This is a genomic window from Caminibacter profundus (assembly GCF_054657155.1).
The window spans coordinates 391291-404755 of sequence record NZ_BAAHXC010000001.1; the positions used below are offsets into that span (position 1 = coordinate 391291).

General features: G+C 29.0%; 13 protein-coding genes. 5 read left to right on the plus strand and 8 right to left on the minus strand.

Annotated features, from left to right (window positions below; genetic code table 11):
* Positions 1-8: 8 nt before the first annotated feature.
* Entirely contained in the window at positions 9-1124 is a 1116-nt protein-coding gene (gene pyrD, locus ACYQ1U_RS02015) for a dihydroorotate dehydrogenase (quinone) (RefSeq protein WP_459886367.1), read from the plus strand.
* Positions 1114-2340 carry a M16 family metallopeptidase gene (locus ACYQ1U_RS02020; RefSeq protein ID WP_459883700.1) on the plus strand — a complete coding sequence of 409 codons (1227 nt, stop codon included), beginning with the start codon at positions 1114-1116 and terminating at the stop codon, positions 2338-2340. Before pyrD ends, ACYQ1U_RS02020 begins: the two co-directional genes overlap by 11 nt.
* 82 nt (positions 2341-2422) lie before the next feature.
* Here ACYQ1U_RS02020 and ACYQ1U_RS02025 read toward each other — a convergent pair whose 3' ends face one another.
* Genes ACYQ1U_RS02025 through secA form a run of 7 tightly spaced genes read right to left on the minus strand, consistent with a single transcriptional unit; the run spans position 2423 to position 10347 of the window.
* On the minus strand, positions 2423-3082 hold the full coding sequence (locus ACYQ1U_RS02025) for a YggS family pyridoxal phosphate-dependent enzyme (RefSeq protein ID WP_459883703.1): 660 nt from the start codon (positions 3080-3082) through the stop codon (positions 2423-2425).
* A 28-nt stretch (positions 3083-3110) separates the two neighbouring features.
* Positions 3111-4154, minus strand: coding sequence for an RIP metalloprotease RseP (rseP, locus tag ACYQ1U_RS02030; RefSeq protein ID WP_459883706.1), 1044 nt, complete (start codon positions 4152-4154; stop codon positions 3111-3113).
* Positions 4151-4747: a CDP-diacylglycerol--glycerol-3-phosphate 3-phosphatidyltransferase gene (gene pgsA / locus ACYQ1U_RS02035; RefSeq protein WP_459883708.1), complete on the minus strand. Its 597-nt coding sequence runs from the start codon at positions 4745-4747 to the stop codon at positions 4151-4153. Before pgsA ends, rseP begins: the two co-directional genes overlap by 4 nt.
* A 21-nt stretch (positions 4748-4768) precedes the next feature.
* Positions 4769-5542 carry an enoyl-ACP reductase gene (locus tag ACYQ1U_RS02040; protein ID WP_459883710.1) on the minus strand — a complete coding sequence of 258 codons (774 nt, stop codon included), beginning with the start codon at positions 5540-5542 and terminating at the stop codon, positions 4769-4771.
* A gap of 28 nt (positions 5543-5570) precedes the next feature.
* Positions 5571-6437, minus strand: coding sequence for a 4-hydroxy-tetrahydrodipicolinate synthase (gene dapA, locus ACYQ1U_RS02045; RefSeq protein WP_459883713.1), 867 nt, complete (start codon positions 6435-6437; stop codon positions 5571-5573).
* A gap of 32 nt (positions 6438-6469) precedes the next feature.
* Entirely contained in the window at positions 6470-7666 is a 1197-nt protein-coding gene (locus tag ACYQ1U_RS02050; RefSeq protein ID WP_459883716.1) for an FtsX-like permease family protein, read from the minus strand.
* A gap of 35 nt (positions 7667-7701) precedes the next feature.
* Positions 7702-10347, minus strand: a complete 2646-nt coding sequence (gene secA, locus ACYQ1U_RS02055) for a preprotein translocase subunit SecA (RefSeq protein WP_459883719.1) — start codon at positions 10345-10347, stop codon at positions 7702-7704.
* A 63-nt stretch (positions 10348-10410) separates the two neighbouring features.
* Between secA and lolA the strand changes: the two genes are divergently transcribed.
* From lolA to ACYQ1U_RS02070, 3 genes are read left to right on the plus strand one after another with little or no spacing between them, the layout of a single operon-like run.
* On the plus strand, positions 10411-10908 hold the full coding sequence (lolA, locus tag ACYQ1U_RS02060; RefSeq protein ID WP_459883722.1) for a LolA-like outer membrane lipoprotein chaperone: 498 nt from the start codon (positions 10411-10413) through the stop codon (positions 10906-10908).
* A 42-nt stretch (positions 10909-10950) separates the two neighbouring features.
* Entirely contained in the window at positions 10951-12087 is a 1137-nt protein-coding gene (locus ACYQ1U_RS02065; protein WP_459883724.1) for an FIST N-terminal domain-containing protein, read from the plus strand.
* Positions 12087-12686, plus strand: a complete 600-nt coding sequence (locus tag ACYQ1U_RS02070; protein ID WP_459883726.1) for a GGDEF domain-containing protein — start codon at positions 12087-12089, stop codon at positions 12684-12686. Before ACYQ1U_RS02065 ends, ACYQ1U_RS02070 begins: the two co-directional genes overlap by 1 nt.
* 37 nt (positions 12687-12723) lie before the next feature.
* On the opposite strand, the gene ACYQ1U_RS02075 is transcribed toward ACYQ1U_RS02070, so the two are convergent.
* Positions 12724-13458 (minus strand): Fic family protein, encoded by a 735-nt coding sequence (locus ACYQ1U_RS02075; RefSeq protein ID WP_459883729.1) that lies wholly within the window; start codon positions 13456-13458, stop codon positions 12724-12726.
* Between the last annotated feature and the right edge of the window lie 7 nt (positions 13459-13465).

Genomic DNA, 13465 nt, shown 5'->3' on the forward strand with positions numbered 1-13465 from the left:
AATGGAAAATGGAAAATGGAGAATTAAAAAATAAAAAGCTTTTTGATATTATAAAGCCCTTAATTTACAAAACTGATCCTGAATCTGCTCATAATATGGTTGATCTGATTTTTAGAACGGCTAAAAGATGCCCTCTTTTTTTTAATCCATTAATTAAAAAAAATTTTATAGATGATCCTATGCTCACTCAAAAAATATGGAATTTGGAATTTAAAAACCCTGTTGGTGTTGCAGCAGGGTTTGATAAAAATGCCACAATGGTTTACGGATGGCCTGCACTTGGATTTGGATGGGGAGAAATTGGTGCTGTAACTCCAAAGCCACAACCTGGAAATCCTAAACCAAGGGCTTGGAGGCATATTGAACATCAAGCAGTCCAAAATGCTTATGGATTTAATAATGATGGAGTTCAAGTTATTAAAAGTAGACTAAAAAAAACATATCCTTTTATATTACCAATTGGTGCAAATATAGGAAAAAATAAAACAACTCCCGAAGAAAATGCAATTGAGGATTATAAGACTTTAGTAAAAGAATTAAATGCAGTGGTGGATTTCTTTGTAGTTAATATATCTTCTCCAAACACACCAGGACTGAGAGACCTTTTAAATGCAGAGTTTATTTCAAATTTATTTAAAAAGTTAAAATCTGAAACTCACAAACCTATTTTAATCAAATTCTCACCTGATATGGAAGATGAAATGATTATAAATTTAGCAAATTTATCTGTTTTAAATGGAGCGGATGGTATAATAGTGACCAATACAACAGTTAATTATGATTTAATTCAGACTCCTATAAAAAAAGGAGGAATTTCAGGAAAACCATTAGCTAAAAGAAGCTATGAAGTTTTAAGGCTTGTAGCAAATGAAGTATTTGGTAAAGTTCCAATTATTAGTGTTGGAGGAATTGACTCTGCAGAGGAAGCTTATAAACGTATTAAGGCAGGAGCTAGTTTACTTCAAATTTATACAGCCATAATCTACAAAGGACCGGGAATTGTTAAAGAAATAAATGAAGGTTTAATTAAACTTTTAAAAGAAGATGGGTATTCCCATATAAGTGAAGCTGTTGGAGTAGACATACCTAAAAAACTTATTTTAAAGGAAAATAATGCTTCATAAATTTTACACTCATAAACTAAAAAATAATCTTGAAGTTATTGCAATTCCTATGAATAAAGGAAGTAATGTAATTACAAGTAATATTTTCTATAAAGTTGGAAGTAGAAATGAAACTCTTGGTAAAACAGGTATAGCTCATATGCTTGAACATATGAATTTTAAATCTACTAAAAATTTAAAAGAAGGTGAGTTTGATAAAATTGTAAAAAGCCTAGGTGGTGTTGACAATGCATCCACTGGATTTGATTATACTCACTACTATATAAAAACTTCAAGCACTTATTTATCTAAAACTTTTGAATTGTTTAGTGAAGTTATGGAAAATTTAAATTTAAATGATGAAGAGTTTCAAAGAGAGAGAAAAGTAGTATATGAAGAAAGACTTTGGAGAGTTGATAATAACCCTATAGGATATTTATATTTTAGACTTTTTAACAACACATATATTTATCATCCATATCATTGGACACCTATTGGGTTCAAAGAAGACATATTAAATTGGAGTATTGAAGATATTAGAGAATTTCATAAAACTTACTATCAACCAGAAAATGCTTTTCTTTTAGTTGCTGGAGATATTGAGCCTGAAACTGTATTTAATGAGGCTGAAAAATATTTTTCTCATATAAAAAACAAAAAAAGAATTCCAGAAATTCATCAAAAAGAACCTCCACTTGATGGAGAAAAATTTATAGAAATAAAAAGAGAAACTCAAGTTGATATGGTTGCAATTACTTATCATATTCCAGACTTTACTCATGAAGATCAAATTGCTCTTAGTGCTTATTCAGAAATCCTTAGTGGAGGAAAAAGTGGGGTACTAAGAGAAAAACTAATAAATAAAAAGGGACTTGTTAGTGAAGTATATGCATATAATATGGAATTAAAAGACCCTGGAGTGTTCTTAGCCCTTGCTATAGTCAATCCAGGTATTGATGCAAAAAAAGTTATTAAAGAGATAAAAAATATTTTAATTAATACAAAAGTAACTAAAAAGAGTCTTGAGAAAGTCAAAAACCAAACAAAGTTCGATTTTCTTACTCAACTTGAAAGTAGCAGCGGGGTTAGTAATATATATGGTGATTATTTTGCAAAAGGCGATATCACTCCTTTAATTGAATATGAAGAGAGAATCAAATCACTAAGTGTTTCTGATATTGAACGTATTAAAGATTATTTTGACAAATCAGTAACAATTTTACTTAAAAAAGACTAATAAGTCTAAAACCATATACACTCTTTTTTCTTTATTCCAAGTTAAACCATTTTTACTATTAACAAAAAAGAAAAGTAAAAGTTTATAGGTATGAGTTTATTAAAGCACTCCCTATTCTAATCATGTTACTCCCCTCTTCTATTGCAATTTCAAAATCACTACTCATTCCCATTGAACAAATTTTAGCACCATATGGCTTTAATTTTTCAAAAATATTATATGTGAGTCTAAAGCTTTTTCTAATTTCCTGAATTTCATCAGTATGAGCTCCAATAGTCATTACACCTTGAAGGTTTATATTTGGTAAATTTTCTTTGATTTTAAGATAAGTTTCAACTGCTTCCTCAGGATTCATTCCATGTTTTGTACTTTCACCTGAAGAATTGATTTCAATTAAACATCTTATAGGTTTTGTGGCTCTTTTATTTATAGCTTCAGCTAATTCGAAAGAATTTATTGATTGAATCATAAAAGGATTAAGTTTTAAAAGTTTATTAATTTTATTTTTTTGAAGATTACCAATAAAATGCCACTCAATTGGTAACTCTTCTAAATCTTTTACTTTTTTTTCCATATCTTGGACTCTATTCTCTCCAAAAGCTCTTTGTCCACTTTCATATAATTTTTTTAAAACATTTGCATCATCAGTATATTTTGTAACTGCTACAATTTGAACTATTAGATGTTCACTTCTTCTAAGTCTTGCTTCTTCTACTTTTTGAATTAATTCATCAATCTTCATTATTTCTCCTTAACTTAGTTGCCTCTTTTTATTTTCCTGTTAGTCTCATTAAATCATTATAAATACCAATAAGCATAAGACTACCAAGCAATATCCATCCAATTATTGTTAATTTTACCATAATTTCTTCACTAACTTCTCTTTTGAAAATAGCTTCATAAAGATTAAAAATAATATGTCCGCCATCAAGAGCAGGAATTGGTAAAAGATTTAAAACTCCTAAGTTTACACTAAGTAAGGCTGTTAAAAGTAAAAGTGGCTGAATTCCAAGGTCTGCTACTTTTGCAGTAACATCAACTATTCCTATCGGACCACTTAGCGTATTTAGTCCAATTGCACCTGTTATTAGTTTTTGGACACCTTTTATTATCATACTTGCATCATTTATAAATTTTTCCCACGCTACACTAATTGCTTCAAGTAAAGAATATCTAACTTTTATTAGCTTACCGCTTGGTACTATTCCTATAATTTTTCTTTTTATGTTTTCGTTAAATATGTTTTTTGTTATTTCTATTTTTGGTTTTAAAGTTAACATAATAATCTTACTCTCACGTTTTACTGTTAAATATAATATGTCACTATTTTGAATTATTTTTGGTATCTCATCCCAGGTTTTGATTTCCATATTATTTATTTTAATAATTTTATCACCAGGCTTTAAAACTTTAGCAGCTGGAGTATCAGGAAGAGTTTTTCCAACAACTGGAGCAAGTTTAGTCCATCCATTTATTGCTAAAAAAAGATATATTAAAAAAGCAAGTAAAAAATTAAATCCAGGACCACCAAGAAGTATAAGAATTCTTTGCCATGGAGTTTTAGCAGTGTATGAATCAGGGTCGTTTGATCTAAGTGTAGGATTTGAATCATCTTGACCTTTCATTTGAACATATCCACCAAGTGGAATGGCACTAATACACCAGTCAGTATATCCAAATTTCTTGCAAAAAATCTTTTTTCCAAATCCAATTGAAAAAACTTCCACTCTTACCCCAACAAGCCTTGCCATTAAAAAATGTCCAAGTTCATGAAAGAAAATTAAAAACGAAAGTATGAGTATTGCTGTAATCATTGTTGAGCCCTAATATAAGCTTTTATATAATCTACTCCGCTATAAATAGTTAAAAACACTGCAATCCAAAGCAGAAAATTGCCAAATGGCCAATCCATTAATAAAAAACCAATTGCTATCATTTGAAAAACTGTTTTTACTTTACCTGCAAAAGACGCTTTTACACTAAGTCCTTGCTGAGCCATTGCTACACGAATTCCTGTTATAAAAAACTCTCTAACAAGTATTAAATAAACAGCCCAAGGTTCTGCTCTATGAAGATATAAAAGCCCTAAAAAAGCTCCAAGGGTTAGCATTTTATCAGCAAGAGGATCAAGAACTTCTCCAAGTTTAGATATCGCATTAAAATTTCTAGCAATATACCCATCAAAAAAATCAGTAATACTTGCTATCACAAAAATTAACGCTGCAAAATAATCAAGCCAGGAAGAGTGTATATTAGAGAATATATCTCTATTTACTAAAAATAAAAACATTAAAAAAGCCAACATTATTCTTATAAAAGCTAATATATTTGGAATATTTTTAAGTCTTTTTTTCCATTTTGAATATTTGTTTAGTTTAATAGCATCTTCTGTTATAAAGTTTTCCATTATTAATTCTCCACTCTCAAATTATTTACCTCCAAATGTAGTTCCTCCATCTACTATAAATGTTTGACCAGTTATCCAACTAGCTTCTTCTGTGCATAAAAAGTATATAATTCCTGCTAAGTCCTGAGGTAATCCCATTCTATTAAGTGGACTTCTTTTTTCAACTTCAGCTTTTACTTCTTCATAATTTGGAAATGCACGCAATGCATCAGTATCGATAGGTCCTCCACTTACTGCATTAACTCTAATATTTTTTTCTCCAAGCTCAGCTGCAGCATATTTTACCATTGTCTCAACAGCTGCCTTACTTGCTCCGTGCCCTGCATAATTTGGAGTATAAACTAAGTTTCCAGTAGAACTAAGTGAAATAATAACCCCTCCACCTACTTTCTCCATTCTTTTTGCAGCTTCTTGAGCTCCTACTACAAATGCATTTACCGTTGCAGTAAAAATATTACAAATTCCTTTAGGTTTTAGTCTCATAAAAGGACCAAATCCGCCAACTACAGCACGACCACTAATAATGGCATTTGATACAAAAAAATCTATCCTCTCAAAATCTTCATCAATTTGTTTGAATAAATCTTTATAAGTTTCAGGCTCAAGTATATTTAATTTATAAGCTTTTGCTTTAATATTATATTTTTCACTCCACTCTTTTGCCAAGTTTTCAGCTAGTTCTTTATTTGAGTTGTATGTAAATGCAATATTTACACCCTCTTTTGCAAACCTTTCAGCAATAGCTTTACCAATCCCTCTTGTTGCACCACTTATAACTAATGTTTTATTTTTCAATACATCTCCTTAACATAATATTTTTACTCTAAACGTATCTTTTTAAAATTTCTTTTATTCTTTTTTTATTCTCTATACTTGGTTCTACTAATGGCAGTCTATATTCTAAAGTAGGAAGTAAACCAGCCTCATACATTGCATATTTTATAGGAATTGGATTACTTTCAATAAACAATACTTTATTTATGTCATACAATTCTTCATTTATTTCTCTTGACTTTTCAAAATCTCCCTCTAATGCTTTATGAACAAGTTCTGCAATTTTATTTGGGAGTAAATTTGATGTAACAGAAATTACTCCCTTCCCACCAGTTGCTAAAATTGGATAATTAATCGCATCATCTCCACTAATAACACTTATCTTGCTTTTTGAAAGCATTGCCACTACATTTTCTATTTTTCCAGTAGCTTCTTTTATTGCGACAATATTTTCTACATCATTAAAAAGTCTAATAGCTGTATCTACTTCTATATTACTACATGTCCTACCTGGTACATTATATAAAACTACCGGAATTTCAATAGAATTTGCTAAAGCTTTGTAGTGTTCGTATAATCCTTTTTGAGTAGGTTTATTATAATATGGCGAAACGCTAAGAATAGCATCAGCTCCCTTGTCCTCAGCAAATTTTGCAAGATCAATAGCTTCATGTGTAGAATTACTTCCAGCACCAGCTAATACTTTTGTATTAGTACCTTTGCAAACTTCTACAGCTATTTCAATGCATTTTTTATGCTCCTCATGAGTTAAAGTAGCACTCTCTCCTGTAGTACCAACAGGTACTACCCAATCAATCCCATTATCAATTTGTCTTTGAATTAGTTTTGCATAGGTCTCTTCATCTACTTTACCATTTTTAAACGGAGTAATCAAAGCGGTCATTGCACCTTGCATATTTTTCCTTTTTTTACGAATTATATCAAAGTTTATTCATATCTAAGTGTTTCAAGTACATCTGTTTTTGAAGCTTTTATCGCAGGATATATAGATGAAATCAATATTATGATAAAAGCTCCAATTATTATTAAAGAAAAATCAATTAAACTCAAATCAACTGGCAGTTTGCTAACTCCATATACATCAGCTGGAAGTTTAATAATATCAAATGTCTTTAACGCCCATATTCCAAGACCTCCTAAAACAGCTCCACTTACAATCCCACTAGTTCCAACAACCATACCAAGTCTTAAGAAAATCGCCTTTATTTCTTTTTCACTTGCACCTAAACTTATCATAAGAGCTATTTCTTTTCTTTTACTCATTATCATCATAAGAAGAGAGCTTATTATATTAAGTGATGCTACAATAATTATAAGCATCAAAACTAAAAATAAAGCTCTTTTCTCCATTTTTAAAGCAGCAAAAAAGTTTCCATTTTGCTCCCACCACCCTATTACACCAATACCAGCTGGTAAAACTGATTTTATTTTTTTAATATCTTCAAACGGATTTGGAGTGTATATATGAATACCGCTATAATATTTTTGATGAAGCATTCTCTTAAGTCCATCTATATTCATATATGCAATTCCTTTATCATATGCTACAAGTCCACTATTAAAAAAACTAACAACTTTTACTTTTTTCATCATTGGAGTTACTCCAAATCCAAGAGGAGTTACTTTTGAAAAAAACATAATAACTTTTTCACCTTTATATATACCACTATCTTCAAATAGTCTCTTTCCAATTATCACATCAAAAAGCCCCGGATATTTTAGATTTTTTATAGCGTCTTTGAAAACAAAATTAATTTCTTTTTCTTTATTAAAATCAACTCCATATAACAACACTCCATTTAAACCATTTTTTTGTAATATTGCACTTGTCTCTATATATGGAGAATATTTAAAATCTGGAAAGTGTTTTTTTAGGATTTTTAAAGTATATTCATCGACTTTTGCCAATGAAGAATAGACAGTAATAGGATAGTTCATAACTTTAAGTTTTCTCTCAAATTCTTTATCCATACCATTCATTATACCCATTGCTATCATAAGAGTGGCAACTCCGGTCATAATACCAAGAAAAGCAAGCAGGAAACTAATATAAATAAAAGGATGTTTTTTATCAAACCTCAAATATCTTTTAACTATGAATTTAATAAATTTTTCACTTTTCACTTCTCACTTCCCATTTTTTACTTCTCACTTTTCACTTAAAATTTCGGGCTTCTTCCACAACAATCTTTGTATTTTTTCCCACTGCCACATGGACATGGTTCATTTCTTTTAGCTTTTTTTCTTTGTTTCGCTTCAAACTCTTTTTTTAGCATTTCAGTTTGAGCTTCTAGTTCTTTCATTATTTCATCAGCACTTTTCTTTTCAAACTCTTCAGGAATTTCAGGAATATTCGCAAGTATTTCATCAATATTTTTACCCTTCAAAGAGTTCATAAATTCTTCAATATCCGGGTCTATTTCTGGCATTTGATATTCAATTTGAAGATTTTGAAGTATTTTCATACTTTCAACTTTTACTCTTTGAATAAGTTCTTCAAATAGATTAAAGCTCTCTTTTTTATATTCAACTAGTGGGTCTTTTTGATTATATCCTCTAAGACCTATTCCAGTTTTGAGGATATCCATCATATATAAATGGTCTCTCCAACTTTCATCTAAAACTTGAAGAATAACTTGCCTTAAAATCCTATTTTTTTCTCCATCTGCAGCATCTTTAAATTTCTCTTCAAATTTCTCTTTTAATTTAGCAACTAAATAACTTTTAAGTTCTTCATACTCTTTATCTAACTCTTCATCGCTAAAATCAATACCTGTGTATTCTTTCAAGTGTGCTTTTAGCTTTTCTTTATCAATTTCTTCTTTTGGAGTATGCTCGTATACTTCACTTAAGTTTAGTATATATTCAACAAACTCTTCTCTCATTTCATCAATTTTTGATTCTACATCAAAAGAAGGATCAAGTAATTGATCCCTAAATTTATAAATTACTTTTCTTTGCTCATTAGCTACATCATCATATTTTAAAATATGTTTTCTTGCTTCAAAATGCATTGTTTCAACTTTTTTCTGAGCATTTTCTATAGCACGAGTTACTATCTTACTATCAATATGCTCCCCTCTTTCAATTCCAAGTCTGTCCATAATATTTTTTATTCTATCACTTCCAAAAATTCTTAGAAGATCATCTTCAAGCGATAAGTAAAATTGAGATACCCCAGGGTCACCCTGACGACCAGAACGACCTCTTAACTGATTATCAATTCTTCTACTCTCATGCCTTTCAGTCCCTATAATATAAAGCCCTCCAAGAGCTCTCACTTCGTCATCAATTTTGATATCAACCCCACGACCTGCCATATTTGTAGCAACTGTAACTGCTCCTTTTCTACCAGCTTGAGCAATAATTTCTGCTTCTTTTTCGTGATGTTTTGCATTTAGTACTGTATGAGGGATTTTTTCTTTTTTTAATAGTTTACTTAAATATTCACTCTTAGCAACACTTGTAGTTCCAACTAAAACAGGCTGTCCTTTTTTGTGTAATTCTTTTATTTTCTTAACTACTGCCTCAAATTTTTCTTCTTCAGTTTTATATACTATATCATTTAAGTCTTTTCTTGCAACAGGTTTATTTGTTGGAATAGAAATTACTTCAAGCCTGTATATTTCTAAAAATTCAGTTGCCTCAGTTTGAGCAGTTCCTGTCATACCAGCTAGTTTTTCATAAAGCCTAAAATAGTTTTGGTAAGTAATTTCTGCAAATGTTTGTGATTCTTCTTGAATTTCCACACCTTCTTTTGCTTCAAGTGCCTGATGAAGACCTTCACTAAATCTTCTACCCTCAGCAATTCTTCCAGTAAATTCATCTACAATTAAAACCTCACCTTTTCTTACGATATAATCTCTTCCTTCTTTGAAAAGATAGTTGGCTTTTAGAGCTTGGTCAAGGTGATGAGCAAGTATTGCACTTTCTGGCGTATAAAGATTATCTACTCCAAATAATTCTTCTGCTTTTTTTATACCCTCTTCAGTTAGTAAAACAACTTTATCTTTTTCATCAACTTTAAAATGTTTATTAACTTCAAGAGCTTTTGCCACCTTATCAGCCCTTATATAATCCTCAACTCTTTTATTTGCAGGACCTGAAATAATAAGAGGAGTTCTTGCTTCATCAATCAAAATACTGTCAACTTCGTCCACTATAGCAAAGTAATGACCTCTTTGGACTTTATCATTAATATCAAATACCATATTATCTCTGAGATAGTCAAAACCAAACTCAGAGTTTGTTCCATAAGTTATATCACATTGGTATGCTTTTTTTCTTTCATAATCTTCCATTCCACTAACAACTACACCGGTTGTAAAACCAAAAAACTCATAAAGTTTTCCCATTTCATTCGCATCTCTACTTGCTAAATAATCATTCACTGTTACTACATGAACACCTTTTCCAAGAATTGCATTTAATATAACTGGAAGAGTTGCTACAAGCGTTTTCCCCTCACCTGTCTTCATTTCAGCAATTTTACCTTCATGCAATACCATACCACCAACCAGCTGAACATCATAGTGTCTCATGCCAAGAACTCTTTTACTTGCTTCCCTAGTCAATGCAAATACATCATTTAAGTATTTATTTAAAGTTACTCCCTCTTCTGCTCCGTTTTTTATCTCTTCTAAAATTTTTGATTTTATTTTATTAAACTCTTCTTTTAATTCCTCATTACTCTTCTTTTCATACTTACTCTCTAATGCATTTATCTCTTTTACTCTGGCAAAATATTTTTTTAATTCTCTGTCATTTTTTGTTCCAAAAATTTTTCTAATTATACTTTTTACCATCTATCAGGCCTTTAAAAACTTTTTTGTTATAATAACATATCTTAAGGAAATGGAGAATTTAGAATGAAAAATGGAAAATTATTATTGATAATTTTTTTTATGAAACTATTATATGGAATTGAACTGCCAAATGAATTTAGTGCTAAATTCATTCAAACAATAAAGTCTAATGACCAAAATCTTACCTACAAAGGTCAAGTGTTTTACAAAAAAGGAAATATTGTCTGGAAATATAATTATCCAACTCAAAAAATAATTTGGATTGAAGACAAAGTATATATATATGAACCAGACTTATTGCAAGTAACTATTACAAAAAGAAAAAAATTGACTCTTGAAGATATATTAAAAAACTCAAAAAAAATAAAAAATAATCTATATATTTCACAAATAGACAATAAAAAAATTTATTTTATTTATGATAAAACTCTAAAAAAACTTTATTATACTGACGATATAGGAAACAAAGTTGAAATAAATTTTTTTGAACAAAACAAAAAAACTCCCAAGGAAATATTTAAAATTAACTATCCTCAAGATATAGATATTATTTATCAGTAATTTTTTCTTTATCAAAAATAAAAAATATTGGAGAATATAACAATGAATACATGTTCATTCTTTTCAAAAAAAAGTAACTTTTTATGTTGCTTAAAAGATATAAAAAAACAAATTGATAACAAATTTGGAAAATATGATTTTTTAATTTTTTCTATTCATTCTTCTTTTAATTCAGACAATATAAATAGGACTATTTATGAAATTTTCAATACATCAAATTTTATAGCTTTCAATACTATTAATTACTTTATCGATAATAACATTATAAGGGGGGGGGTAGGAGTATATGCTATTAAATTTGAGAGAAAAGGAAATATTAAAACTTTCTTTATAGATAGTTTAGACAAATCAAATATTCAAAAAGTAGCAGACTATTTAAATAATAATAAAGATGATTTCCATTTAATATTTGCAGCTTACAAAAATATTTATAATACAAATTTTATTAATAACATTTCTGAAAAATTAAATTACTCTCCAATTAACAATATAGCTGGAGGCGTTGCAAGTGGATACAAAATCAATAGAGAATTAAGATGCTGTTTTTTTGTTAATGATGCTGTTTTAAAAGAGGGAGTAGCTATTGTAAGTTTTGAAAATGTTAAAGCAGAAATAGGAGTTTCATTAGGATTCAAACCATATGGAATCACATATAAAATTACAAAAGCAAAAGATAATAAATTATATACAGTTGATGATGACAAAAGTGCTTCTTATATTTTTTCAAACCTTTTAAAAGGTATAGATAATCCGGATATAAGATATCTGTGGTATGTACCAATATATGTACTAAATGAAAATAATAGCGATATATCAGCAATAAGAACTATTAAAGATATAAAAAAAGATTACGTAGAATTTTTTGCCAATTTAAATGAAGGAGAATATTTTAAACTTTCTTTTTCTACATACAAAGATTTGTTAGCAGAAAACAAGAGAGTTGCCAAATCAATGATAAACAGACTTAAAAATCCTGAGTTTAGTTTTTTATTTTCGTGTGTAGCAAGACAATATGTTTTAGAAGACCACCAACAAGATGAAATAGAAATATATTCAAAAACATTTAATACTCATTTATTTGGATTTTCTACCTTTGGAGAAGTTGCATCTTGTATGAAATATAAAAAATTAAAATTTTGTAATGAATCCTCAATAGCTGTAATTATGAAGGAAAAGTAATGAGAGAAGATATTAAAATTCGGCTTTTGCAAAATATATTAGAAGAAGTTACAAAACAATATGATTATTTCATATCACAAAAAGATGAAATTATTAAAGAAACTTTTCAAAAAGCTATTAAAGATAAACTAACTGGTTTATATAATAGAGAATTTTTATTTGAGGCTCTTAATAAACTATCCGAAAAAACAAAAAGAACAGGTTCTAAATTTGTTCTAATATTCTTTGATTTGAACAATTTTAAAAACATAAATGACAATTATGGACATGAAGAAGGAGATAGAGTATTAAAGAAAGTAGCAAATATTTTAAAACAGTCTTTTAGAAAATATGATATAGTAGTTAGGTATGGAGGAGATGAGTTTATTGTAATAATTGAATTAGACAAAAATATAAATATAGAAAAAACACTAAAAAAACTTGAAGAAAAAATAGAAAATAGTTTTGCTAAATATAATATTTCAATTGCTTATGGAATAGCAAATTCTGATGAGTCAGACAATATAGAAAAATTAATTGAAATTGCTGATATGAGAATGTATCAAGATAAAAAAACAAAAAAATCTAAAGCAAATAGCACTAATACCAATCAAAACTGAAAAACTTGTCAGATATATGAAAAATGGTCTGAGTTAGCTAAAATTTAACTACATATTTTTGATTAGGAGAAGTAGGCTTATCAGGCAAAGTCATTTGAATAAGATTTCTTTCAATCATTCTATCTAATATTTGTTTTAAATATTTTCTATCTTTAATACCGATATATTCGCTAATTTCTTTTCTACTTCTTGGAATTTGGCAAAATTCAATAATCTTTCTTTCTCTTTCATCTTGTGGGGTAACTTGTGGCATAACTTGTGGGGTGTTTAGGGTATCAAGTATAATTTTAAGCATAAATTCAATAAATGGAGTTGAATTGCCAATAGAAGTTGAATTTTCTATAGCTTTATAATAATCATCTTGATTTTCATAGATTAATGATTCAATAGGCAAATATTCAAATAGTTCTTTCCAATTATATAGTATTAATGTTTGCCAAAATCTGCCAATCCTACCATTACCATCTACAAACGGATGAATAAACTCTAACTCATAATGAAACACACTGCTAACAATTAAAGGATGTAATTCAGTATTCTTTAACCACTCAAATAAATCACTCATTAATTTAGGAACATTACTTGCAGGCGGGGCTATATGAGTAATCTCTTTTTCATTACCCACACCAACATTTTTAGTCCTATAAACGCCTGCTTCTTTAATAATATCTTGCATTAAAATCTTATGCGCTTTTAATAAGTCCTTTTCATTTCTATAATCGAATTTATCAATATTTTCATATAATGCAATAGCACCTTTAATTTCAGCCAACTCCCTT